Origin of the sequence: Rhizobium acidisoli (genome assembly GCF_002531755.2) — a bacterium.
In the GTDB taxonomy this organism is placed as follows: Bacteria; Pseudomonadota; Alphaproteobacteria; order Rhizobiales; family Rhizobiaceae; genus Rhizobium; species Rhizobium acidisoli.
The window spans coordinates 1,949,750-1,974,608 of sequence record NZ_CP034998.1; the positions used below are offsets into that span (position 1 = coordinate 1,949,750).

22 protein-coding genes and 1 pseudogene are annotated in these 24,859 nt (G+C 61.9%); 9 read left to right on the plus strand and 14 right to left on the minus strand.

Annotated elements, in window-relative coordinates; all coding sequences use genetic code 11:
- Window positions 1–228 precede the first annotated feature (228 nt).
- Entirely contained in the window at window positions 229–1,404 is a 1,176-nt protein-coding gene (locus CO657_RS09720) for an alpha/beta fold hydrolase (RefSeq protein WP_054183045.1), read from the minus strand.
- Window positions 1,405–1,568: 164 nt separating this feature from the next.
- Here CO657_RS09720 and CO657_RS09725 point away from each other — a divergent pair, with 164 nt between their 5' ends.
- From CO657_RS09725 to CO657_RS09745, 5 genes are all read left to right on the plus strand, one after another.
- The gene (locus CO657_RS09725; protein ID WP_003586234.1) at window positions 1,569–1,814 is read left to right on the plus strand and encodes a hypothetical protein; all 246 of its coding nucleotides are present in this window, start codon (window positions 1,569–1,571) and stop codon (window positions 1,812–1,814) included.
- A gap of 168 nt (window positions 1,815–1,982) precedes the next feature.
- Entirely contained in the window at window positions 1,983–2,804 is an 822-nt protein-coding gene (locus tag CO657_RS09730; protein WP_054183044.1) for a c-type cytochrome, read from the plus strand.
- A gap of 143 nt (window positions 2,805–2,947) precedes the next feature.
- On the plus strand, window positions 2,948–3,283 hold the full coding sequence (gene grxD, locus CO657_RS09735; protein WP_054183043.1) for a Grx4 family monothiol glutaredoxin: 336 nt from the start codon (window positions 2,948–2,950) through the stop codon (window positions 3,281–3,283).
- A gap of 138 nt (window positions 3,284–3,421) precedes the next feature.
- Entirely contained in the window at window positions 3,422–4,627 is a 1,206-nt protein-coding gene (locus CO657_RS09740; protein ID WP_054183042.1) for a multidrug effflux MFS transporter, read from the plus strand.
- Window positions 4,628–4,680: 53 nt separating this feature from the next.
- Complete coding sequence (locus CO657_RS09745) at window positions 4,681–5,961, plus strand: multidrug effflux MFS transporter (protein ID WP_054183041.1); 1,281 nt, start codon at window positions 4,681–4,683, stop codon at window positions 5,959–5,961.
- 124 nt (window positions 5,962–6,085) lie between these two features.
- Here the strand turns inward: CO657_RS09745 and CO657_RS09750 are convergent, their stop codons facing one another.
- The 10 genes from CO657_RS09750 to CO657_RS09795 all read right to left on the minus strand — a co-directional run bounded on the left by CO657_RS09750 (window position 6,086) and on the right by CO657_RS09795 (window position 16,520).
- Window positions 6,086–6,910, minus strand: coding sequence for an inositol monophosphatase family protein (locus CO657_RS09750; protein WP_054183040.1), 825 nt, complete (start codon window positions 6,908–6,910; stop codon window positions 6,086–6,088).
- A gap of 40 nt (window positions 6,911–6,950) precedes the next feature.
- Window positions 6,951–7,778: an inositol monophosphatase family protein gene (locus tag CO657_RS09755; RefSeq protein ID WP_054183039.1), complete on the minus strand. Its 828-nt coding sequence runs from the start codon at window positions 7,776–7,778 to the stop codon at window positions 6,951–6,953.
- A 46-nt stretch (window positions 7,779–7,824) separates the two neighbouring features.
- Window positions 7,825–8,697 (minus strand): tRNA 2-thiocytidine(32) synthetase TtcA, encoded by an 873-nt coding sequence (ttcA, locus tag CO657_RS09760; protein ID WP_054183038.1) that lies wholly within the window; start codon window positions 8,695–8,697, stop codon window positions 7,825–7,827.
- A gap of 57 nt (window positions 8,698–8,754) precedes the next feature.
- Window positions 8,755–9,684, minus strand: a complete 930-nt coding sequence (locus CO657_RS09765) for a glutaminase (protein WP_054183037.1) — start codon at window positions 9,682–9,684, stop codon at window positions 8,755–8,757.
- 72 nt (window positions 9,685–9,756) lie between these two features.
- The gene (gene rpsD, locus CO657_RS09770; protein ID WP_003586216.1) at window positions 9,757–10,374 is read right to left on the minus strand and encodes a 30S ribosomal protein S4; all 618 of its coding nucleotides are present in this window, start codon (window positions 10,372–10,374) and stop codon (window positions 9,757–9,759) included.
- Between the two features lie 224 nt (window positions 10,375–10,598).
- Window positions 10,599–12,110 carry a helicase HerA domain-containing protein gene (locus tag CO657_RS09775; RefSeq protein ID WP_054183036.1) on the minus strand — a complete coding sequence of 504 codons (1,512 nt, stop codon included), beginning with the start codon at window positions 12,108–12,110 and terminating at the stop codon, window positions 10,599–10,601.
- 128 nt (window positions 12,111–12,238) lie between these two features.
- Window positions 12,239–13,039 (minus strand): glutamate racemase, encoded by an 801-nt coding sequence (murI, locus tag CO657_RS09780; RefSeq protein ID WP_054183035.1) that lies wholly within the window; start codon window positions 13,037–13,039, stop codon window positions 12,239–12,241.
- A complete protein-coding gene (locus CO657_RS09785; protein WP_054183034.1) occupies window positions 13,020–13,850 on the minus strand; it encodes an RNA methyltransferase in 831 nt (276 codons plus the stop codon). Before CO657_RS09785 ends, murI begins: the two co-directional genes overlap by 20 nt.
- A 4-nt stretch (window positions 13,851–13,854) precedes the next feature.
- Window positions 13,855–15,894, minus strand: a complete 2,040-nt coding sequence (locus tag CO657_RS09790) for an FUSC family protein (RefSeq protein ID WP_097609945.1) — start codon at window positions 15,892–15,894, stop codon at window positions 13,855–13,857.
- 95 nt (window positions 15,895–15,989) lie between these two features.
- Window positions 15,990–16,520 (minus strand): hypothetical protein, encoded by a 531-nt coding sequence (locus CO657_RS09795; RefSeq protein WP_054183032.1) that lies wholly within the window; start codon window positions 16,518–16,520, stop codon window positions 15,990–15,992.
- A gap of 188 nt (window positions 16,521–16,708) precedes the next feature.
- Here CO657_RS09795 and CO657_RS09800 point away from each other — a divergent pair, with 188 nt between their 5' ends.
- The 3 genes and pseudogenes from CO657_RS09800 to CO657_RS09810 all read left to right on the plus strand — a co-directional run bounded on the left by CO657_RS09800 (window position 16,709) and on the right by CO657_RS09810 (window position 19,128).
- Window positions 16,709–17,920 (plus strand): NADP-dependent isocitrate dehydrogenase, encoded by a 1,212-nt coding sequence (locus CO657_RS09800; protein WP_003586206.1) that lies wholly within the window; start codon window positions 16,709–16,711, stop codon window positions 17,918–17,920.
- A 68-nt stretch (window positions 17,921–17,988) separates the two neighbouring features.
- Window positions 17,989–18,433: pseudogene (locus CO657_RS09805) on the plus strand (N-acetyltransferase family protein).
- A gap of 68 nt (window positions 18,434–18,501) precedes the next feature.
- Complete coding sequence (locus CO657_RS09810; protein ID WP_054183031.1) at window positions 18,502–19,128, plus strand: glutathione S-transferase family protein; 627 nt, start codon at window positions 18,502–18,504, stop codon at window positions 19,126–19,128.
- Window positions 19,129–19,174: 46 nt separating this feature from the next.
- Here the strand turns inward: CO657_RS09810 and CO657_RS09815 are convergent, their stop codons facing one another.
- On the minus strand, window positions 19,175–20,026 hold the full coding sequence (locus CO657_RS09815) for an AraC family transcriptional regulator (protein ID WP_054183030.1): 852 nt from the start codon (window positions 20,024–20,026) through the stop codon (window positions 19,175–19,177).
- Between the two features lie 127 nt (window positions 20,027–20,153).
- On the opposite strand from CO657_RS09815, the gene CO657_RS09820 reads away from it, so the two are divergent.
- On the plus strand, window positions 20,154–20,786 hold the full coding sequence (locus CO657_RS09820; RefSeq protein WP_054183029.1) for a LysE family translocator: 633 nt from the start codon (window positions 20,154–20,156) through the stop codon (window positions 20,784–20,786).
- Between the two features lie 87 nt (window positions 20,787–20,873).
- On the opposite strand, the gene alaS is transcribed toward CO657_RS09820, so the two are convergent.
- A complete protein-coding gene (gene alaS / locus CO657_RS09825) occupies window positions 20,874–23,528 on the minus strand; it encodes an alanine--tRNA ligase (RefSeq protein WP_012557824.1) in 2,655 nt (884 codons plus the stop codon).
- A 164-nt stretch (window positions 23,529–23,692) separates the two neighbouring features.
- The gene (gene recA / locus CO657_RS09830) at window positions 23,693–24,781 is read right to left on the minus strand and encodes a recombinase RecA (RefSeq protein ID WP_003586201.1); all 1,089 of its coding nucleotides are present in this window, start codon (window positions 24,779–24,781) and stop codon (window positions 23,693–23,695) included.
- Between the last annotated feature and the right edge of the window lie 78 nt (window positions 24,782–24,859).

Below are 24,859 nucleotides of genomic sequence, written 5' to 3' on the forward strand. Positions count from 1 at the left end.
GTTAGTGCTCCGCCAAACGCAAAGAAGCCTCCCGCATACGGAGCTTGGCGCACAGGTAAACTATCCGCCCTGACTAATATCCGACGCATTGTCCCAGTGTGCCGACAGCGAGTTTGGCGGCGCGCCAACCCCGCTCTCCGTCATCCTCGGCCTTGAGCCGAGGATCCATCCCGCTATCCGCGGATGCCACGCAGTTAGCAGAGCAAGCCCCGCAGATAACCCCGCCCCTCACCCCGGCATCCTCTTCTCATCCGCACTCGCAAACACCAAGGCTGGCATCGGACCCGACGTCATCAGCGTGAAATCGAAGGGCGCCTTGAGATCGGGGCCTAGCACATATTGCCGGTGAACGCGCAGCTGGTCTTTGCGGATCCGGCGGTAGCGCTCGCGCGTCAGCATCTGCTTGACGCGGATCAGGATCATCTTTGCCGCAGGTGCATCCGCATGGCCGGCAACGGCGACGACCGGAACCTTGTAGAAATTGATCGAATCCGTCAGGCACTGCACGTCGAGCCAGGAAATCTCCGGACAACGCGCGATCAAGCCGACGCGGGCACGCAGCTGCGTTGCCGATGACAGCAGCGCGCATTGCAGGATGGCGCTGCCGAGGGTGGCGAACACCACGCGTTTGCCCTTGAAGATCTCCGGCTCCCTTTCCAGCAATATGCCGATGACATGGGCGGCAACGCTCGATCCCATGCTGTGCGAGGAGATCACATATTCGTCCGCCTCTTGAGCCAGCGCCTTACGCACGGCAGCGGCCCGATCTTCCAGCCAGTCGCTGAAATCGGCCCGGTCCATGCGGCCGAGCGCCACCGCCATTTTCCAATCGGCAAAAAGATGCAGCGTATGAAAGCGTTCGGAAAACGGCAGGAAGGCGAAGATGAAGAAGCAAAGCGCCAGCGGTCCACTCCAGAGCATGTGCCAGGGCGCCAAGCCGAGACTATAGGGCAAGATGGCGATCTGCGCCGTCAGCGCGATCGCCAGCGCCGTCAGCAGGAACGGGAAGAGGAAAAACAGGCCAAAGCGCCAGGCGTGGCGGAAATATCCGCGCATGCCGCCGTCCAGCATGATCTGGGCGCAACTGCGGAAGCCCGCAATGATCTGGCTCAGCGTATTGCCGCTGCGCAGCCGGCTTACCAGCACGTCGTGATCGACCATGTGGATCCGGCTCTTCGTCTGCCAGCCGAGGGAACCGGTTGCCGCGGGCGCCGTGTCGCCGCCCGTCGTGACCTCGAAACTGAGCGGGTCGCTTCCTGCAGCAGGCGCTCCGATCGCAACCGAATAGCCCCAGACGGCAGCGCTCTGTTTGGCGGAACGCTCGTAGCGCGCCCTGTGGGCGGCGCCATCGAGCGGTTCGAAGCCGGGGAAATGCACGACGACCCGCGTATCGATCAGTTTCATTCCACCTTCCAGCCGGGCAAATGGCCGGCATGTTGCTGCGATCCTACTGCTCCGCCGCAAATATCGGCAAAAAAGCAGTCCTGGTCTCGAAGCCGTCTTGCTAACCGAACTCTTCCGGAATTCAATAGCAGGCATGTCGTTTCCACCACGAACGGAGGGGTTTTGTGGCCGATCTCGTCAAAGAACTGATATCAGGCGTCGTCGACAGCGTGCTGAAGGAAATCCTGAAGAAGACCACCGGCCGCGCCACGACGAAGCGCAAGAAGCGTAAAACGCGCAGTTCGTCGACAACGGCTGCAGCGCGCAAGCCAGCCTCGACCGCCCGCAAGACGGCTGCGGGCAAGCCCGCCCGCAAACAGGTCAGCAAGCGCCGCACCGCCGCCGGCCGCAGCCGCCAGCGCCGCAGCTAGCCGACAGTTGGTGCCTTTGCCGGCGCCGACCTTGCAGATTTCCATATCCCGGACCGGCTCGATGCCGCGGCAACAAAAGCCGGCGCCCGCCTATGCCGATGTCAAACGGATTGTCAGGATGGAGCGCGGCACCACTGCCTCCACAAGGTTTTTTGGGGGCCTGGACCGATGAAACGCATTCTAAAAATCGTCCTCGCGGCGCTGGTTGCGATCTGTCTTGTCGCCATTGTCGGCATCTACGCCTTGTCGGAGATGCGCCTTTCCAGGACCTATGAGGTCGCGGCCGCCGATTTTGCCGTCAAGACAACGCTGCCCCCTGAGGAAGCCGAACGCCGCGCCCGCACGCTGATGTGCGGCGGCTGTCATCACGATGCCGGCAACATCCTGCTCGACGAGCCGGGCGTCGGTCGCATCGTCGCGCCGAACCTGACCCGCTTGGTGCCCATGTACAACGACGCAGAGCTCGTGCGTCTCATCCGGCATGGCGTCAAGAAGGACGGCACCGGCGCCGTCATCATGCCGGCCGGCAATTTCGCCAATATCACCGACGACGACATGGCAGCACTCATCGCCTGGCTGCGCAGCCTGAAGCAGCTTCCCGACGCCGTAGCCGGAGGGACGCAATGGGGACCGCTCGGCCGAGTGGGGCTGGCGCTCGACAAGATTCCCTTCGAGGCCGATCTGGTGCCGACCGCCATCACCCCCGCCGCCACGCGCCCGGCCGATATCGGCGAATATGCCTTCATAACCGACTGCAGCCATTGTCACAATCTCGATACGGCAAAGCAGTCCGAAGCTTTTTTCGCCCCGGCGCTGAAGCCCCTGGCGCAATCCTATTCGGCTGCGGATTTCAAGACGCTGCTGCGGACCGGCAAGGGTGTCGGAGGCCGTGATCTCGGCGTGATGACGCAGGTTTCGCAATGGGATTTCCGCTATTTTACGGATATCGAAATCGAACAGATTCAGGCCTATCTCACTCGGCAACCGTAACACGACGGCAACAATGCCGGAGTGGTCTGACCAAATTGTCTTTTTTTGGTTGGGGCGGCTGGAATTCCTGCCGTCGCATGCTATCTAAAGGCAACGATTGAAACGGCGGGCCTTTAACCCGCCTGTTGAAAGGATCAGGTCCTATGAGCGGCATTCACGAATTCATCGACAACGAAATCAAGAGCAACGACGTCGTCCTCTTCATGAAGGGCACGCCGCAGTTTCCGCAGTGCGGTTTCTCCGGACAGGTCGTGCAGATTCTCGATTATATCGGTGTCGACTACAAAGGCGTCAACGTGCTCGCCGATTCGGATATCCGCCAAGGGATCAAGGAATATTCCAACTGGCCGACGATCCCGCAGCTCTACATCAAGGGTGAGTTTGTCGGCGGCTGCGATATCGTCCGGGAAATGTTCCAGGCCGGTGAGCTGCAGCAGCATCTCCAGGAAAACGGCATCACCGTGCGCGGCGCCGCCTGACCGGTCACCGGGCGTCCGCCCGGTTTCCAAATCTGTAATCTTGAGACCGAGGCGCTGCGGCTAGCAGCGCCTTAGCCTGTTTATGGGAATTTCATTGTGACAGATTCATCACAAGCCGTGTCCGCGGGCCGCCTGCCCATGGGCAAGCGAGAATTTATCGCGCTCGCCGCCTTCCTGATGGCCGTCAACTCTCTGGCGATCGACATCATGCTGCCGGCGTTGCAGCAGATCGGCGCGAGCCTCGGCGTCGAGAGCGAAAATCATCGCCAGTTCGTCGTTTCCACCTATCTGCTCGGCTTCGGTTGTGCGCAGTTGTTCTACGGGCCGCTGTCTGACCGCTTCGGCCGCCGCACGCCGCTTTTGATCGGTCTCGTCATCTACATTCTCTCCGCCATCAGTATCGTCTTCGTCCCCACCTTCGCAGGCTTGCTTGCCCTGCGCTTTGTCCAGGGCATCGGTTCGGCGGCAACCCGCGTCATCACCGTCTCCATTGTCCGCGACATCTATGGCGGCAGGCAGATGGCCGAAGTCATGTCGCTGATCATGATGGTCTTCATGATCGTGCCGGTGATTGCACCAGGCACCGGCCAGATCGTCATGTTCTTCGGCAACTGGCACCTGATCTTCCTCTTCATCGCCGCCATGGCGATTGCAATCGCCGTCTGGGCTTACATCCGTCTGCCGGAAACCCTGCATCCACAGAATGTCCGCCCCTTCACCGCCCGCTCGATCTTCGGCGCCTTCAAGCTGGTGCTGACCAATCGCATCGCGCTTTGCTATACCATCGCCAGCACCTTCATCTTCGGCGCGCTGTTCGGCTTCATCAATTCGGCCCAGCAGATCTATGTCGGCATTTACGATCTCGGCGTCTATTTCCCCTTCGCCTTTGCCGGCGTGGCGATCTTCATGTCGCTGTCGTCCTTCTTCAACTCACGCTTCGTCGGCAAGCTCGGCATGCGCCGCCTGTCGCACGGCTCGCTCATCGGTTTCATCACCATCAACACCATCTGGCTGATCGTCCAGATGGCGAGTTCCGAGCCGATGCCTTTCGCTCTGTTCATCTCCTTCTTCGGCCTTGCCATGTTCCAGTTCGGCTGGATCGGCTCGAACTTCAACTCGCTCGCCATGGAGCCGCTCGGCCACGTCGCCGGCACCGCCTCCTCCGTCCTCGGCTTCATGAGCACGGTCGGCGGCGCCCTCATCGGCGCCGGCATCGGCCAAGCTTTCGACGGCACTGCGCTGCCGATGGTCGCCGGTTATTTCATCGTGTCGATCATCGGGCTGATCTTCGTGCTGATCGCCGAAAAGGGCCGCCTCTTCCAACAGCAGAACCCGGCCGTCTGAACGGCCCACCTCCTCTGAACGGCCTACCTCCTCCGCATCCAGGATTTCACCACATGACGCCGCCGCATAAACCGCACCAGGAAAACCAGGGCTCCCGTCGCATCGGCATGGGTTTCGGCGAGTTCGTCGTCACCATCGCCATCATGACCGCCAGCATCGCCATGGCCATCGACAGCATGCTGCCGGCATTGCCCAATATCGGCCATTCCCTTGGCGTCACCAATACCAATGATGCGCAGCTGATCATCGGCGTGTTTTTTCTGGGCTTCGGCGTCTCGCAGATATTCTTCGGCAGCCTGTCGGATACGTTTGGCCGCCGCAACATCCTGCTCGGTGGCCTGGTTTGCTACGTGATCGGCATGTTTGCCGCCGCAGCAACCGGCAGCTTCGAAATGCTGCTCATCATGCGTTTCGTTCAGGGCGTAGGCGGTGCCGCCGTGCGCATCACCACCATGGCCATCGTCCGCGACTGCTTCGGCGGCCGCGAGATGGCCCGTGTCATGTCCTATGTCATGATCGTCTTCATGATCGTGCCGATCGTCGCCCCGTCCGTCGGCCAGCTGATCATCCTTTATGCCAATTGGCACTGGATCTTCATCCTGCTCGGCGTCACCGCCACCATCCTGTTCGTCTGGGCGCTTCTGCGGCTGAAGGAATCGCTGCCGCCGGAAGAGCGCCTGCCGCTGTCGGTCGGCTCCGTCGTGGATGGCTTCAAGACCGTGCTTACCAACCGCATCACCTGCGGCTACATGATCGGCCTCACCATGTTCACCGGCGTCATCAGCGCCTATGTGATCTCGGTGCAGCAGGTCTTCGGCGAGGTCTATGGCCTTGGCGATTGGCTGCCGATCGCCTTTGCCGCCACTGCCGGCGGCATCGCCGTCGCCAATTTCGCCAACGGTTTCTTCGTCCGAAAATTCGGCATGCGCCGTATTTCGCACGCCGCTTTGCTGATCTTCACCGCGCTGTCGGCTCTGGGTTTCGTCATCGCAATGGCCGGCAAGCCGGATTTCACCGTCGCTTACAGCATCTTCACCATCGTGCTGATGATGTTTGCCGTCATCGCCACCAATTTTACCGCAATCAGCCTCGAGCCGATGGGCAATCTCGCCGGCACAGCAACCGCCGTCACCGGCTTCGTCTCGACGACAGCAGGCGCCATTCTCGGCGGCCTGGTCGGCCAGATGTTCAACGGCACGGTGCAGCCGCTCTTCGGCGGCTTTGCACTCTTCGGTCTGGTGACGATCGCAGCCACTCTTTGGGCTGAGAACGGCAAGCTCTTCACCCATCCCGGCGACAGCCCGCAGCTCGATCCGGGCGCCGCCCATTTTTGATACTGAACGTCGCGCCTGCGTGAGAAGAGGTGCTACGGCAAAGAGAGCCCTCATGGTGAGGAGGCCCGAAGGGCCGTCTCGAACCACGAGGGCGGGCACGAGAGCCCCGTAAGCGGAATCTGACTTAGACCGTGACGACCTCACGGCGCAGCACGTCCCACGAGGCCTTGTCGGGCGCAACCAGCAGCCCGCCATCGAGATGATGCGGCAGGTAGGGCGAGCCGTCGAAGCGGGCGGCATAAGCGCCGGCTTCCTGCGAGATCAGCGTACCGGCCAGATGATCCCAGGGCATCAGCTTGTTGTAGATCAGGTAATGCACATGGCCGCCCGCAAGGGTGCGGTATTCATGGGCCGCACAGCGGTAGTTGGTGAGGAAGCGGACCTTGGCGAGATTGCCGAGGATCTCGGCCCGCTTGTCCTGAGGCAAGTAGCCTGTCGAGGCCATGCCGACCATCTGGTCGAGCGCGACAGGCTCGGCCGCGCGCAGCCGCCGTGCTTCGCCATCCGGCCGCCGCAGCCAGGCGCCGGCTCCCTTTTCCGCCATCACCCAGTCATCGCCCATCGGATCGTAGATGATGCCGGCAATGGTCTCGCCGCCTGAAATGACCGAGGCCATGACACCGAAGGCCGGGATGCCGGCGGCGAAATTGAACGTGCCGTCGACCGGGTCGACGACGATGGCGAGATCGGCATCTGCAATCCTGCCGAGCAATGCCGGCTCAGCTGCCACCGTTTCTTCGCCGACAAACAGCGCGGCCGGCCAGAGCCGCTCCGCTTCCGCCTTGATCATCCGCTCGGCCTGCTCGTCGGCCTCGGTGACGAGATCGGTCGCTTCGCTCTTGGCGCGCACGTCATTCTCGCCAAGCCGGCGGAAGCGCGGCAGGATCTCCGCCTTCGCCGCACGGCGCAAGAGATCGGCAAGAACGGTCACGTCGACAGTCGCAGTCATGTCAAATCCTTTCGGTCCGGCCTCTCGCTAAGGGCCCAAATCAGATGCCGATTATCTCCCGCCGGATCAGTTGCCAGCTTTCCCTATCGGGTGCGGAGATGATGCCGCCCGTCGTCTCGCCGGGGCGATAGGGCGTGCCGTCGAATTTCGCCGTATAGCCGCCGGCCTCCTGATGCGCGAGCACGCCGGCCAGATGATCCCAGGGCATCAGCTTCGCATGGCCGATGAAATGCAGTTTGCCGGAGGCGACCATCCAATATTCATAGGCCGAGCAGTTGAAGGCGAAGGTCATCCTGATCTTCGCCATGTTGGCTGCAATGCGCGAGCGGTCCGGGTCGTCCATATGGCCCCAAGAGATGCCGCCGACCATCTGGTTCAAGGCGGCAGGCTCAGCGACCCTCAATCTGCTCGATTGCCCGTCCTGCCGCGTCAGGAAGGCGCCCGCCCCTTTGATCGCCGTCACGGTGTCGCCGAGAACGGGATCGTAAATGATGCCGGCGACCGTCTCGCCCCTGACGGTGACCGCGAGCATCGTCCCGAAGACGGGAAGCCCGGCGGCGAAATTGAAGGTGCCGTCGACAGGGTCGATGACGAAGGCAAGTTCGGCATCGGCAAGGGCCGGCACGACGGACCGGTCGGCGTCATAGGCTTCCTCACCCACGACGAGGGCTGCGGGAAAGCGCTCTTTCAGCGCCGCGGTGATCCGGTGTTCGGCGAGCAGATCGGCCTGCGTCACCACGTCGATTGCCGAGGTCTTTTCTGAAACGTCGGCGGCGCCGAGATTGCGGAACCGCGGCATGATTTCCGCGCGTGCCGCCTCCTTCACGCAATCGCCGAGAAAGAGAATATCCTGATCTGAAATGGTCATGCGAATTCCTGCGCTTCATACAATAGCCAGCTGCTTAGCCGGACTTTCATGAAGGATCGGTGACACCAAGGGTGGAAAAGTCGAAGAGTTTCGGATCGAGCAGATGCGACGGGTTCACATGCGAAAGCGCCCGCAGCATCGTGTCCTTGCGGCCCGGCATGCGCCGCTCGATATCGGCTAGCATATCCTTCATCGCATTGCGCTGCAGCCCGTCCTGCGAGCCGCAGAGATCGCAGGGGATGATCGGGAACTGCATGGCGGCGGCAAACTTTGCGAGGTCGTCCTCGGCGGCATAGGCAAGCGGCCGCAGCACCATCAGGTCGCCCTCGTCGTTCAGAAGCTTCGCCGGCATGGAGGCAAGCCGCCCGCCGTGGAAGAAATTCATGAAGAAGGTTTCGAGAATGTCCTCGCGGTGGTGGCCGAGCACCAGCGCATCGCAGCCCTCTTCCCGGGCGACGCGGTAAAGATTGCCACGCCGCAGCCGCGAACAGAGCGAGCAATAGGTCGCCCCTTCCGGCACCTTCTCCTTCACGATCGAATAGGTATCCCGGTATTCGATCCGATGCTGCACGCCGATTTTGGTCAGATAATCCGGCAATACATGTTTTGGAAAGTTCGGCTGCCCCTGGTCGAGATTGCAGGCAATCAGCTCGACCGGTAGCAGCCCGCGCCATTGCAGATCGAGCAGCAGCGCCAGCAGCCCGTAGGAATCCTTGCCGCCGGAAAGGCCGACCAGCCAGCGCTTCTGCCCCTTCAGCATATCGAAATCGTCGAAGGCCTGGCGCACCTGCCTGAGCAGCCGTTTGCGCAGCTTGTTGAAGGAGACCGAACGCGGAGCATCCGCAAAAAGCGCATGGCCGACGCTGCCGTTGGCGTCGCCGTTTTCCAGATCATCCGCAATATTGGCTGCGATATTCATTGCGTCGTCCTATCGAGGTCTGTCTGCCTTAGCAGAAACGAGTTCGCCAACACAGCGTCAATCGCCGAAAACCGACCAGCCCGTGCGTGCTGCCAGCATTTCCAGCGCCACGGCGCCGAGCTGCGAATTGCCGACCTTGTTCAGCCCCGGCGACCAGACGGCGATCGAGGCGATGCCGGGCGCAACCGCGAAGATGCCGCCGCCCACACCGCTTTTGCCGGGCAGGCCGACATGATAGGCAAAGTCGCCGGAGCCGTCGTAATGGCCGCAGGTCAGCATCAGCGCATTGATGCGCCGCGCCCGCTTCGGCGAGACCACTGAATGGCCGGTCATCGGATTGCTGCCGCGCGCCGCCAGGAACAACCCGGCGCGGGCCAGCTGCTCGCAGCTCATCGACAGCGCGCATTGATGGAAATAGACGCCGAGCACGTGGTCGACGGGGTGATCGAGATTGCGGTAGGCGCGCATGAAGTTGGCAAGCGCGACATTGCGATATCCCGTCTGCGTTTCCGAGCGCGCCACCTTGTCGTCAATGGTGATCGATTCGTCATCGGCGAGATAACGCACGAAGCGCAGCAATTCGCCGATCGCCTCGCGCGGCGCATGGCCGGCCATGACGACATCGCTGACGGCGATCGCGCCGGCATTGATGAAGGGATTGCGCGGGATGCCGCTCTCGTGCTCGAGCTGGACGATGGAATTGAACGCCGATCCCGACGGTTCTCGCCCGACGCGCTTCCAGAGGCTCTCGCCGACCTTGCCGAGCGCCAAGGTCAGCATGAAGACCTTGGAGATGCTCTGGATCGAGAAGGCAATGTCGGCATCGCCGACACGGTAGACCTTGCCGTCGACGGTAACGATCGCCATGCCGAACTGCCGTGGATCGACCTTGGCAAGCTCTGGAATATAGTCGGCGACCTTGCCCTCGCCGATGCGCGGCAGGATATCGGTATGGATACTATCGAGGATTGCCTGCAGATCCGCCATCGCTTCTCTCCGGATAACAAAAAAGCCGCCCGAAAGAGCGGCTTTTCCATAAGCGAAAACGCCTGGTTTTTCTTAACGCGAATAGAATTCGACGACCAGATGCGGTTCCATGACGACCGGGAACGGAACGTCGCTGAGCGTCGGAACGCGGCCGAAGGTGGCGACCATCTTGTTGTGATCGACTTCGATATAATCAGGAACGTCGCGCTCGGCGAGGCTGACGGCTTCCAGAACGATCACCAGCTGCTTCGACTTCTCGCGAACTTCGATGACGTCGCCGGCCTTGCAGCGGTACGAACCGATATTGACGCGCACACCGTTGACGGTGACGTGGCCATGGTTGACGAACTGACGGGCAGCAAAGACCGTCGGAACGAACTTGGCGCGATAGACGATCGCGTCGAGGCGCGATTCCAGCAGGCCGATCAGGTTTTCCGAAGTGTCGCCCTTGCGGCGGTCGGCTTCAGCGAAGATCGCGCGGAACTGCTTTTCGCGCAGGTCGCCGTAGTAGCCCTTGAGCTTCTGCTTGGCGCGCAGCTGCACACCGAAGTCCGAAAGCTTGCCCTTGCGGCGCTGGCCGTGCTGGCCCGGGCCGTATTCGCGGCGGTTCACCGGGGACTTCGGACGGCCCCAGATGTTTTCGCCCATACGGCGGTCAATTTTGTACTTGGACGATTCGCGCTTGCTCATCGCATTTCCTTTCAAAGGTTTATGCCGGTTTGTTGCCAAACCGCGCAAAGGAAACACGCCCTCCTCTGATCTCTGCCGAGATCTGACAGGATGTTTCGGTTACGCGAACAGAAACGATCCACGGGACATGTCAAATGAAACACCGGACATTGCTGCCCGGTGCTTGGGGCGGTCTTTAGAAGGCCGTCATGAAAATGTCAACAGCGGCAAAGCCGAAAGCGCCACTATTCCGCAGCCAGCGGCCGATCGCCCGTATCGGGCGCATTCGCGTCGCCCGGCGCGGTCTGGCAATTCATGTCTGGGAAAGCCACGATGCGTTTACCGGAGAAATCCGTGTGCACGACGACAATCCCCTGCTCCTCGAAATAACCGAGCAGGCGGCGGGCGCGCCGCGCCGAATGGGTGCCGTAGGCGCGGGCAATGCGGGCGTCCGACGGGCACGGTTCGCCGCAGACGGCGGCCTTGGCGAGCATCAGGAAGACACCCTGCAGGTCGTCGGTGACACCTGACGACAGTGACAGCGCCGTCGCCCATTCGTCGCTCGCGGCTGTCGCGGCATCGACGCCGGAGCGGGAGATCGCCACGCGCCGGCGGAAATCCGGTAGCGCGACCGGCGGTCCCGGCACGCGGCGCATGCGCAGCCGCACGAGAAAATCCTGGTAGAGCACGGAATCGGTGCGGAAGGCGGAGGTGGGATCGTCGAGTATTTCGGCAAGCACGCCGGCGAGGCGTTCCTCCCGCTCTTCGGCTGAGATTTCCACCTGGCTCGCCCTCGCCTCGACAGGCGCGGGTGACGCCGCCGGCGTCGAGCGTGAGAGCTCCGCCAGGATATCGGTGGTCGGCCGCGGCGCCGGCGGCGCACGGCGCACCAGCGGACGCTGGAATTCCTCCGGATCGGGCGTGAAGATGAGATCCTCGACATCCTGCGGCGCATCCGGCAGCGGCATCAGCTTCGGGCTGGAGGAGCGCGCCGAGGTTTCCACCGCGCCGATCTGAATCGGCAGCGGCCGGCGCGACAGCGCCGGTCCGAGGGCGACGAAATTGCCGCGCTTCAGATCGCGGAACATTTCGGCCTGGCGGCGGTCCATGCCGAGCAGGTCGGCAGCGCGCGCCATGTCGATATCAAGAAAGGTGCGGCCCATCAGGAAGTTCGAGGCCTCGGCCGCGACGTTCTTGGCGAGCTTGGCAAGCCGCTGCGTGGCAATCACCCCGGCAAGCCCGCGCTTGCGCCCGCGGCACATCAGGTTGGTCATCGCTCCGAGCGACATCTTGCGCGCATCTTCCGAGACGTCACCGCCGACGGAGGGGGCAAACATCTGCGCCTCGTCGACGACGACGAGAACCGGATACCAGTATTCGCGATCGGCATCGAACATGCCGTTGAGGAAGGCGGCAGCCGCACGCATCTGCTGCTCGATATCGAGGCCTTCGAGCGTCAGCACGCAGGAAACGCGATGCTGGCGGATGCGGTTGGCGATACCAGCCAGCTCCGCCTCGGTGCGCTCGCCATCGACGACGACATGGCCGAACCTGTCGCTGAGGGTGACGAAATCACCCTCGGGATCGATGATGACCTGCTGCACCCATTGCGCGGATTGCTCGAGCAGGCGGCGCAAAAGATGCGACTTGCCCGATCCGGAATTGCCCTGGACGAGCAGACGGGTCGCCAGCAGCTCCTCGATATCGAGCGTCGCCGGGCTGCCGGACGCCAACCCCATATCGATGCCAACTTGCAATGCTGATCCTCGCGACGAAGAGACTCACATGAGTGAAGCGCCATTCTTCCGAAACGGCAACGCCCCGTCTATCAAAGAATCTGCTGATTTTCAGGGCCGGATTTCGCAAACCCACAGGACAATTCCCTTCATGCTCTCAGGCCGAAACCCTGCATCAGCCGTCGTGTCGCGAAATCCTGGTGGCCGGACGTGAAGACCGCGAAGTCGAAATTATCGGGATGCACCGCATCGGCCGCCGCCGGCACCAGCGTGCGGGCGCGCCGCGCGATTGCTTCGGCCGGATCAAGCCAGTCGACCGGCCAAGGCGCAAGCCGCCGGAAAAGATTGGCCATGAAAGGATAGTGGGTGCAGGCCAGCACGACGATATCGGTCTTTTGACCATCCTTCTCGACAAAACACTGGTCGATTTCGGCAAGCACGGCTTCGTCGGAGACGGCGTCGCCGCGAATATAGGCTTCGGCCATGCGCGCCAGGTTCTCAGAGCCGACGAGGCGGACATGGCATTGCTGCGCAAAGGATTGGATGAGATCGCGCGTATAGGCCCGCCTCACCGTGCCGGGGGTGGCGAGCACCGAGACCAGACCCGAGCGCGTGCGCTCCGCCGCCGGCTTGATCGCCGGCACGGTGCCGACAAAGGTCATCCGGGGAAAGGCGGCGCGCAGGTCGGCGCCGACCAGAGTGAAGGCGGTGTTGCAGGCGATGATGCAGACTTCAGGGTCATAATCCGCCAGCAGCTTGGCGAAGAGCCCGATAACCCGCTCCTTCAGCGCCTGTTCCTCCCAGCCGCCATAGGGAAAACCGGCATCGTCGGCGACATAGATGAAGCCGCGTTCAGGCATCAAGACGCGCGCCTCGCGCAAGACGGTCAGCCCGCCGATGCCGGAATCGAAGAGAAGGATAGGTTTCAGCTCACGCGTCGTCGCTGTCATCTGGCGGTGTTTCCTTGGCCGATGTCGGGAACCTGCCACCGCGCGGGCTCTTGCGCGAGAAGCGGTCGAGGGAAGAGATGACGCCGCGCAGCACGCTGATTTCCTGCTCCGTGAAAGCCCGGCGGGATAGAACGGCACGCAGATTGTCGACCATTTTCGGCTTTTTCCCGGCAGGGTGGAAATATCCGCGCGCATCCAGCGCCTCTTCCAGCTGGTCGAACAGGCCGAACAGCTGTTCCTTGGTCGAGGGCGTCTGCCCCATCGCCTGGAACGGCACAGCGCCGACATCTTCCATGCCGGACTTCATCCATTCATAGGACATCAGCAGCACGGCCTGGGCGATATTAAGCGAAGCAAAGGCTGGGTTGACGGGAAAGGTGACGATCTCGTCGGCAAGCGCCACTTCCTCATTGGTCAGCCCCCAGCGCTCGCGTCCGAAGAGGATGCCGGTGCCCTCGCCTGCACGGAATTTTGCCCTCAGGGTCTCGGCGGCGATCACGGGGGAGCGCACCGGCTTATAACCGTCACGCTCGCGCGCCGTCGTCGCATAGACGAAGTTGAGATCGGCGACCGCCTGCTCCAGCGTGTCGTAGACCTTCGTTGCCGCGATCACGTGATCGGCCTTGGAAGCGGTCGCCAGCGCCTTTTCGTTCGGCCAGCCGTCACGTGGATTGACAAGGCGCAGTTCGGCAAGACCGAAATTCGCCATGGCGCGCGCCACCATGCCGATATTCTCGCCCATCTGCGGCTCGACCAGAATGATGGCCGGCCCTTCGGCCAGAAGTTGACGCTCGCTGTTCGTGCCTGCCATAGTCTTATCCTTGTTTCGAGCGCGCAATAGCCTCGCCCGTCGCAAACGGCAAGACGTCGGCCTGCGGATAGAGCCTTTCCAGCGCCGAACCGATCATTTCGAGCCCCAGCCTGGCGCCCTCGCGCGACAGCGGCAGGTGTCGCCCTGTCGTCCGCGAGGCCTTGCGCTTGATCAGGAAACAGCTCGAGCCGCGCTGGGCGGCATTGTCGATCAGCGCCAGATCCGCCGCGATCAGCCTATTCAGAATGTCGGCGGCGGCCGGCACTTCGTAATTCTTCGCGAGGATACGCGCCCAGTAGGTGCAGGACAGGAAGATCGCCAGCGTCTGGCGGATCTGGCCCGGTCGCGTCACCACCGACCAGGAAGAGCCGAGCGGCCGCGCTGCGACCGTCACGTCGCGGTAGCAGGCATCGATCTTCTGCGACAGCGCCATCAGTTCGAAACCGCTCTTGCCTTCGCCCAACGCGCCAAGCAGGTCGCGCAGCGCCTGGAACCAACGGGCAAGCGCGGAATCAAGCGCGCCGCGCGTGCGTGTGGGGAAGACGATAAAGGCGACCGCCGTTCCGGCCGCCGCCCCGATCATGGTCTCCCCGATCCGCAGCTTCAACAGATCGAGCGTCAGCACGCCGGTCATGCCGTAGACCAGGCAGAGCACGATCGAGATGAAGAAGGTCATGGTCGCATAGGAAACCTGCAGAAAATAGAAGGCGAGGAAGATACAGACTGCGGCAACCGGAATGGCGATCGCGGGCTCGCCTGAAATCAGCGTTGCCAGCACAAGGCCGATAGCGATCCCGGACACGGTCCCGAGCGAGCGCGACAGCGCCCTCATCGCCGTGTCGCCGCGCGAATTGGTGTTGGTGAACACCAGGAAGGAGGCAAGCACCGCCCAGAACCAGCGTTCGCGCGACAAGAGCAGGCCGAAGCTCATGGCGATCGCCGACGCGATGGTGATCTGCAGCGCCGACCGCAGCAGAGGATTGGCGAGCGAAAAATCGATCGCCTGGGATTGCGCCGTATCCTTGATCGCATCGATCTCGGAGAAACCGGAGGCCTGCCCCTCGCCGATCGCCTGCGTCAACTGCTGTCGCGCCTCGCCAAGCCAGAGGAGCGCCCGCACGGTTTCGCCCTGCGGCTGATCCCTGATGGCATCGGCCATCCCTTCAAATCTTGCAAGTTCCGCCGCATCCGCCTCGATGACCGCATGGACGAGCGCAAAAGGCGGCGGGCTCTGGAAGCTCAGCACGATCGCACTCTCGGCGGCAAGATGGGCGTCGAAAAGCCGGATCGCCAGTTCGGCGGCGGGGTCGGCGGCAGCGTCGAAAACGCCGGCCGGCGGGCGCGGGATGAAGGTTTCCGCCATCAGCACCACTTCCTTCAGCCGGTCTTCCAGCTGCCGCAGTTCCTGCCGGTCGGCTTCGCCGATCTCGGCGCCGCCGGCGATGGCGGCGAGCTTGAAAAGGATCTGGTTGATCCGGCCCCTGACGCTTTCGAGCGAACGCAACAGGTCGCGCCGCCAATCGTCGGGCAACAGCACCGCCCTCACCAGATGGCCGATAAGCACAGCGACGACAGGGCCGATCGCGACTTCCGGCAGCTCGGCAAGCGGCGGCCGGAAATAAGCGCCCATGAAATAGGAGGTGAAGGCGAACATGCCGATGGCAAAACCGCGCGGCCCGAACACCCGTCCCGCCGATGCGAGCGCGATCACCACCAGGAAGACGAGATCGGAGAGAAGACGGCGATCCTCGAGCCCCGCCGCGATGCCGACGACGGCAAGGCTTGCCACACAGCCGAAGAGCCGCGTCACCAACTGGCGGGAATTGCCCTTGTCGCGCACCGCCACTCCACCTTCGATCGACAGCACGATGCCGAGGCCGAATGCCGCAGTCGGCAACGGCAGGATGAACGTGTGGATGGCAAGAAGGACCAAAAAGGAGAAAACGATCGTCAGCGTCACCCGCAGGGCCATGCGCAGACGCGAAAGCGCCGGATCATTGGCAAGCAGCCAGTCGCGAGCCTGAAAACCGGAAAACAAATGCAGGCCCCCTCATGCCGCGGAAGGATCGACAGATAATGCCATGCCGGGCGAAGCAAATCGCCCGAGATCGAATCTCGACGGTCGCGACTGTCGCGCGCCTATTGGCCCTTGGCAATCAGCGTCATCGTCGCCTTCAAGGAATCGCGGCCCTGCGTTTCGATATTCTCGGTGACGATATCATCGATGACGGCCTGGCCAGCCTCCTCGACCACCTCGAAGCGAACGGTCGTGTAGTCCTTAGCGTCAGGAGCGTCCGCGCAGGCGGATTTCATGAAGCGTACCGTGACCTCGGTCGTCCCGTTGGCCGGTGGCGCCGCCGCCATCGTCAGATCCTCCAGCGGGCATGCATCCTGGCCGTTGACGATGACGTCGTAATCGAAGGGCGATATGCCGTCGTCGTCGTCGCCGGCGGGAAATTGCGCGGCCGCCTGGTATTTCGCGACGAAGTCCTTGCTGTAGAGATGGTCGAGCCGGCTCGCATCGAAGATGTCTGTCCAATCGCTGTTGTTGTCGGCCCAGTTGTTCTTGGTTGCCTCCATGATCTCCTTCACCGGAGCGGTGGCATCGGCCGCATGGGCGGCCCCTGAAAAGGCGATAAGGCTTGCGATAACAACGGCGATTGTCTTCATGATCGAATGTTCCGGGGCGGGCAAATCAAGGCGGACACTAGCCAGATTTCGGCGCTTGGCAATGCCGGCAAAAACGCATTGTGAAACCCGTTGCAGCTTTGCGTTCCCGGTTCACAATGCTATAGCGCTCCTCATCACGTCACCCACCCGGGACGCTTGTCCCCTTCAAGCTCGAACGAGGCAGATACATGAACAAGATCAAGGTCGCCAATCCCGTCGCCGATCTCGACGGCGATGAAATGACGCGCATCATCTGGCAGCTCATCAAGGATAAGCTGATCCATCCGTATCTCGACCTCGATATCGACTATTTCGACCTCTCCGTTGAAAACCGCGACGCCACCAACGACCAGGTAACGGTCGATGCCGCCAACGCCATCAAGAAATACGGCGTCGGCATCAAGTGCGCGACGATCACCCCGGACGAAGCCCGCGTCAAGGAATTCAACCTCAAGGAAATGTGGAAGAGCCCGAACGGCACGATCCGCAACATCCTGGGCGGCGTCATCTTCCGCGAGCCGATCATTTGCAAAAACGTGCCGCGCCTGGTTCCCGGCTGGACGCAGCCGATCGTTGTCGGCCGTCACGCTTTCGGCGACCAGTACCGCGCGACCGACTTCAAATTCCCCGGCAAGGGCAAGCTGACGATCAAGTTCGTCGGCGAAGACGGCACCGTGATCGAAAAGGAAGTCTTCAACGCGCCGGGCGCCGGCGTCGCCATGGCCATGTACAACCTCGACGAATCGATCCGCGAATTCGCCCGCGCCTCGATGATGTACGGCCTGATGCGCAAGTGGCCGGTCTATCTGTCGACCAAGAACACCATCCTCAAGGCCTATGACGGCCGCTTCAAGGACATCTTCGAGGAAGTCTACGAGACCGAATTCAAGGATCAGTTCAAGGAAGCCGGCATCACCTACGAACACCGCCTGATCGACGACATGGTCGCCTCGGCGCTCAAGTGGTCGGGCGGTTACGTCTGGGCCTGCAAGAACTATGACGGGGACGTCCAGTCCGATACGGTCGCCCAGGGCTTCGGCTCGCTCGGCCTGATGACCTCGGTCCTGCTCACGCCGGACGGCAAGACGGTCGAAGCCGAAGCCGCTCACGGCACGGTCACCCGCCACTACCGCCAGCACCAGAAGGGCCAGGAAACCTCGACGAACTCGATCGCCTCGATCTTCGCCTGGACCCGCGGCCTCGCTCACCGCGCCAAGCTCGACGACAACGCCGAACTGGCCCGCTTCGCCTCGACGCTCGAAAAGGTCTGCGTCGATACCGTCGAATCCGGCTTCATGACCAAGGACCTGGCGCTCTTGATCGGCCCGGATCAGCCGTGGCTCTCGACCACCGCCTTCCTCGACAAGATCGACCAGAACCTGCAGAAGGCGATGGCGTAAGCCTCCCCTTTCGCGATAGCATTGAAACGGCGGGGATTTCCCCGCCGTTTTTATTTGGGAACGAACCGATGACCGCCATCCTGCGACCGCTTGAACCCTCCGACCGCACCGCCTGGGCCCCCCTATGGGAAGCGTATCAGCGCTTCTACGAGGTGGTCATCCCGCCCGAAACCACGGATCTCACCTGGGCTCGCTTTCACGATCCCGACGAACCGATGCATGCGCTCGGCGCCTTCGGCGAAGACGGCCGCCTCGTCGGCATCGTCCATGCCATCTTTCACCGCTCCTGCTGGCTGCCGCAATGGACCTGCTACCTGCAGGATCTCTATGTCGAAAACAGCCAACGCGGCCTCGGCAGGTGCCGCTCTGATCGATGCCGTCGCCGATCTGGCGCGCACAAACGGCGCCGGCAGGCTCTACTGGATGACGCACGAAACGAATGCAACGGCCCGGCGGCTTTACGACAAGATCGCCGAACGTTCGGGCTTCATCCAGTACCGCAAGGCTCTCTAAAGATCGGGGGTTGCACAAAGACCTTGCCGCGCTATTGATTCCGAGCAACGCAACAGGAGGAGGATGTCATGACCGAAGAATTGGTATTCTACACGAACCCGATGTCACGCGGCCGCATCGCGCGCTGGATGCTGGAGGAAATCGGTCAGCCCTATCGTACCGAACTCCTGACCTTCGGCGAAACCATGAAGGCGCCGGAATATCTGCGGGTCAACCCGATGGGCAAGGTGCCGGCGATCCGCCATGGCAACACCGTCGTCACCGAATGCGCGGCGATCTGCGCCTATCTCGCCGAAACCTTCCCGGAAAAGGGGCTGGCCCCCAAACCGCAGGAGCGCGCCGCCTATTACCGCTGGATGTTCTTTGCCGCCGGTCCGCTGGAATCGGCAATGACAATGAGGGCTCTGGGCTTCGACATTCCGACGGAGAAGTTGCGCATGGCCGGCTGCGGCGGTTTCAGCGACGTCATGAACACGCTCGAAATGGCCGTTTCCGGCTCGATTTATGTTGCCGGCGAGCGCTTCACCGCCGCCGACGTCTATGTCGGCTCGCATATCGGCTGGGGCCTCGGCTTCGGCAGCATCGAAAAACGCCAGGCCTTCGTCGATTATTTCGGCCGCATCAGCGAACGAGAGGCCTATAAGCGCGCCAATGCGCTGGATGACGAGGCCGGCAAGACGATGCAGGCGGCCTGATCGCCGCCGGCGCGGCTCCAATGTGGCCGCGCCGGGATGTCAGCCCTCAGGCGAGCGGCATATGGATATCCGTCATCAACTCGGTCGGCGGCACGTCGCGCGGATTGTTGAGATATTCCTCGAACATGACTCTGTCCTTCAGCTGCCGTCCCGATCTGGGCAGCCATTCCGCATAAAGCCACTGATAGGCCTTGTGCATGTCGGCATAGGGGCCTTTGTGGCGCAGCACCGCATAGTCGCCGCCGTCGATCGTGCGCTTCTCGAACGGCGCTTCGGCCGGAACATTGGCAGAGCCGGTGACGCAAGCGATCGAGCGCAGCTTTTCGGCCGACACGATGTCGGGATCGTCGAGATAGACGCCGATCATCCGCATCTCGGGCCTGGCGAGGCCGCGGGCGTAAAGCGTGCCGAACAATGTTTCGAAGGCTTTGCCGATCTCCATATAGGAGCCGGTATGGGCGACACCGATCAGTTCGGTCGGTGCGATCTCACGTATGGTCACGTCGAACATGGCGTTGGTCTTTCCGTTAGGTAAGGGTTGGAAGGCTGTGTGGCTTCCCTCTTTCCGGTAGCGACCTGGCGGCATGCCGTAGACCGACTTGAAAATGCGCGTGAAGGATTGGAGATTGGGATAGCCTGATCGCTTTGCAATCTCGCCGACGGCAAGCTCCGTGCCGACGATCTCGCCCGCTGCGCGATGCAGCCGCAGCCGCTTGACGGTGGCCGCCAGCGTCTCGCCGTAAATCGCCCGGTAGATCCTGTGCCAGTGATAGCTCGACAGGCAGGCGATCTCGGCAATACGCGCCATATCCAGCTCCTCGTCGAGGTGGTCGTGAATATAGGCCGAAACCCGTCTCAGACGGCTTTCATAAAGTGCCCATGCCGTTTCGCCGTTCATTGTCAAACCTCATGCAAATCGATCGGTTGCAGAGAACCATATCCCGATTTGACAAATCCTGCGGACTTGAACTGGCGGCGAATCCCGCATAAACCGGAATTCCGGCTCGAACCCAAGAGGAAGATTGATGCCGGACTTTTCAACATTGATACTCTTTGCCGCCGCAGCGCTGGTCCTGACAGCCACGCCCGGTCCCGACATGCTGCTGATTGCCTCGCGCAGCATCAGCCAGGGACGCACTGCCGGATTTTTGACCTATGCGGGTATTGCGCTCGGCACTTATTGCCACGCCCTTGCTGCCGCTTTCGGGCTCTCGCAGCTCTTCTTGACCGTACCTGTCGCCTATGAGGCCGTGCGCTGGACCGGCTGCGGCTATCTGCTCTACCTCGCATACAAGACTATTCGTTCGGAAGGCACCGTCTTCGCGCCTGCTTCCACGTTGAAGAGGCTCTCGGGTCGGCGCATCTTCTTCGCCGGCCTCGCCACCAACCTGCTCAATCCGAAAATGGCGCTCTTCGTCATAGCGCTCTTCCCACAATTCGTGAATGCGGAGAGCGGCTCGATGGTGGTGCAAATGCTGGTGCTAGCCACCATCCTGAACCTGATCGGCTTCGTTGTGAATGGAGCCGTCATCCTTCTCGGAAGCCAGATCAGGTCACGGCTTAGCTCGATGCGCAGTTTCCCGAAACTGCCGCAATATATGCTCGCGACGGTCTTTACCGGGCTTGCCTGCCGTCTCGCGCTGCAAACGAGAAACTGACCACCGCAACGGGCCGAAAACAAAGCGGCTGCGAAATCTAAGATCTCGCAGCCGGTTGCCATTTCAAACAGGTCTCAGGCTTGGCGATCAGCCGGCGAGTGCCGCTGCAACAGCCTCAAGCGCCTCATCAGCCTTGGCGCCATCCGGGCCGCCGGCCTGGGCCATGTCGGGGCGGCCGCCGCCGCCCTTGCCGCCGAGGGCGGCCGAGGCGACGCGCACCAGATCGACAGCACTGAAACGATCGACGAGATCCGGCGTCACCGCGACGACGGCGCTCGCCTTGCCATCGTCGGACACGCCGATCAGCGTGACGACGCCGGAGCCGATGCTGGTCTTGCCGTCATCGGCAAGCCCCTTGAGGTCCTTGGGATCGACCCCCGATATCGACTTGCCAAGGAACTTGACGCCGGCGACCTCGCGCACGGCATCGGCAGAACCGCCCTGCCCGCCACCCATGGCGAGCTTGCGCTTGGCATCGGCCAGTTCTTTCTCCAGTTTGCGGCGCTCGTCCATCAGCGCCTCGACGCGCGACAGAACTTCCGAAGGCTGAACCTTCAGCGAGGCAGCCAGCGTCTTCACGCGATCGTCCTGCTCGGCCAGATATTCGCGCGCCGATTCACCGGTCACCGCTTCGATACGGCGAACCCCGGCGCCGACAGCACTTTCGCCGAGAACGCGGATCAGGCCGATCTGACCGGTGGCCGACACATGCGTGCCGCCACAAAGCTCGACCGAGTAAGGCTTGTTGCTCTTTGCGCCATGAACGCCTGTGCCCATCGAGACCACACGCACTTCATCGCCGTACTTCTCGCCGAAGAGTGCCATCGCGCCTTCCTCGATGGCATCGTCGACGCTCATCAGGCGGGTGGTGACGGCCGAATTCTGCAGCACGATCTCGTTGGCCATATCTTCGACGATCTTCAACTCCTCGGCCGACATCGGCTTCGGGTGAGACACGTCGAAACGCAGCCGTTCGGGCGCAACCAGAGAACCCTTCTGGGCAACATGGGTGCCGAGCACCTCGCGCAGCGCTTCATGCAGCAGGTGTGTTGCCGAGTGGTTGGCGCGCAGGCGCGAACGGCGGGCGTGATCGACGGTCAGGACAACCGCATCGCCAGCCTTGAATGCACCTTCGACAACGACGCCGGAATGCACGAAGAGGCCTTCACCCTTCTTCTGCGTGTCCGAGATCTCTATTCTGCCGTGGTCGGACGAGATGACGCCGGTATCGCCCATCTGGCCGCCGGACTCGCCGTAGAACGGCGTCTGGTTGACGACGATCTGCACCTTGTCGCCGGCCTTGACCTCTTCGGCAGCGGCGCCTTCCCTGACGATCGCCTGCACGACGCCCTCAGCGGTCTCGGTGTCGTAACCCAGGAATTCGGTTGCGCCGTGCTTTTCTCTAAGCTCGAACCAGATGGTTTCGGTTGCCTTCTCGCCGGAACCGGCCCAGTGCGAACGAGCTTCGGCCTTCTGGCGCTGCATGGCATCGGTGAAGCCGGAGATATCGACGCCGATCTCACGGGCACGCAGCGCATCCTGCGTCAGGTCGAGCGGGAAGCCATAGGTGTCGTAGAGCTTGAAGGCGGTCTCGCCATCCAGCATGTCGCCCTTGCCGAGATCGGTGGTCGCATCCGACAGCAGCGACAGGCCACGCTCCAGCGTCTTGCGGAAGCGGCCTTCTTCGAGTTTCAGCGTCTCCGAGATCAGTGCTTCGGCGCGCACGAGTTCCGGATAAGCGCGGCCCATCTCCTGCACCAGCGTCGGCAGCAGCTTGTACATCAGCGGCTCCTTGGCGCCGAGAAGCTGGGCGTGCCGCATGGCGCGGCGCATGATACGGCGCAGCACATAGCCGCGGCCTTCATTCGACGGCAGCACGCCGTCGGCGATCAGGAAGGCCGAAGAGCGCAGATGGTCGGCGATGACGCGGTGGCTGGCGCTGCCCTTGGCCTTGGCGCCCATCGTCTCTTCGATGGCGCCGATCAGTGTGCGGAACAGGTCTGTGTCGAAAACGCTCTGAACGCCTTGCAGAATGCACGCCATGCGCTCCAGGCCCATGCCGGTATCGATCGACGGACGCGGCAACGGGTTGCGAACGCCAGGCTCCGTTTGCTCGAACTGCATGAAGACGAGGTTCCAGAATTCCAGGAACCGGTCGCCATCTTCCTCAGGCGAACCGGGAGGGCCGCCCCAGACGTTCTCACCCTGGTCGATGAAGATTTCAGAGCATGGACCGCAGGGGCCGGTATCGCCCATCTGCCAGAAATTGTCCGAGGTCGGGATGCGGATGATCTTGTCGTCGGAGAAGCCGGCGATCTTCTTCCAGAGCGTCGCAGCTTCCTCGTCTTCGGAATAGACGGTGACCAGCAGGCGATGCTTCGGCAGATCGAAACCCTCGGTGACGAGCTTCCAGGCAAGCTCGATCGCATTCTCCTTGAAATAATCGCCGAACGAGAAGTTGCCGAGCATTTCGAAGAAGGTCAGGTGGCGGGCGGTATAGCCGACATTGTCGAGATCGTTATGCTTGCCGCCGGCGCGCACGCATTTCTGCGAGGTCGTCGCCGTCGAATAGGGGCGTTTCTCCAGGCCGGTGAAGACGTTCTTGAACTGCACCATGCCGGCATTGGTGAACATCAGCGTCGGGTCGTTGCGCGGCACGAGCGGGCTCGACGAGACGATCTCATGACCGTTCTTCTTGAAATAGTCGAGGAATGTCGACCGGATATCGTTCACACCGCTCATGCTATGCCCTTCAATGCTGCCGGAGGCAGGTAAATCTAAATCCATCGGCTTTTAACGTTCGCCTCCGCCACTGTCCAGCGGACAAACAAAACCGGCCGCATTCTGATCAGGGAATGCAGCCGGCTTGGATTTTCAAAGAGACTGGCAGAAAACCGATCGCGAAATCACATTTCCGCGGCAGCATCACCGTCATCGGGGTCCGGTCCGCCGTTCTGCAGGAAGCGGTCGGCGATCAGGCCGGCATTCTGGCGCAGCGACAGTTCGATCTCGCGGGCAAGATCCGGATTGTCGCGCAGGAAGGTCTTGGCGTTTTCGCGGCCTTGGCCGAGACGCTGGCTGTTATAGGAGAACCAGGCACCGGATTTCTCGACGATGCCGGCCTTGACGCCGAGATCAACCAGTTCGCCGGTCTTGGAAACACCCTCGCCATACATGATGTCGAATTCGACCTGCTTGAAGGGCGGCGCCATCTTGTTCTTGACGACCTTCACGCGGGTCTGGTTGCCGATCACCTCTTCACGCTCCTTGACTGCGCCGATGCGGCGGATGTCGAGGCGCACGGAGGCATAGAATTTCAGCGCATTGCCGCCGGTCGTTGTCTCAGGCGAACCGAACATGACGCCGATCTTCATGCGGATCTGGTTGATGAAGATCACCATGGTGTTCGACTTGGAAATCGAAGCGGTGAGCTTGCGCAGCGCCTGGCTCATCAGGCGCGCCTGCAGGCCGGGCAGGCTGTCGCCCATCTCGCCTTCGATTTCGGCGCGCGGCGTCAGTGCGGCGACCGAGTCGACCACGAGAACATCGACGGCACCGGACCGCACCAGCGTATCGGTGATTTCCAGCGCCTGCTCGCCGGTATCGGGCTGCGAGATCAGAAGGTTCTGCAGATCGACGCCAAGCTTGCGGGCATAGACGGGATCGAGCGCATGTTCGGCATCGACGAAGGCGCAGATGCCGCCCTTCTTCTGCGCTTCGGCAATGGTCTGCAGCGCAAGCGTTGTCTTACCCGAGCTTTCCGGCCCGTAAATTTCAATGATTCGGCCCCTCGGCAGACCACCGACGCCAAGTGCGATATCGAGGCCAAGCGAGCCGGTCGAAATCGTCTCGATCTCGACAACATTCTCGTTGGAGCCGAGTTTCATGATCGAGCCCTTGCCGAACGACCGCTCTATCTGTGAGAGTGCCGCTTCAAGCGCTTTGCTTTTGTCCACCGATTTGTCCTCTACCAGCCGCAATGAATTCTGAGACATTCGATCCACCTTTAGGTTATTGAAGCCGCCCAAGCAATGTCGAGTTTGTACCCTATTTGTTCTATTCTCGCAATAGGC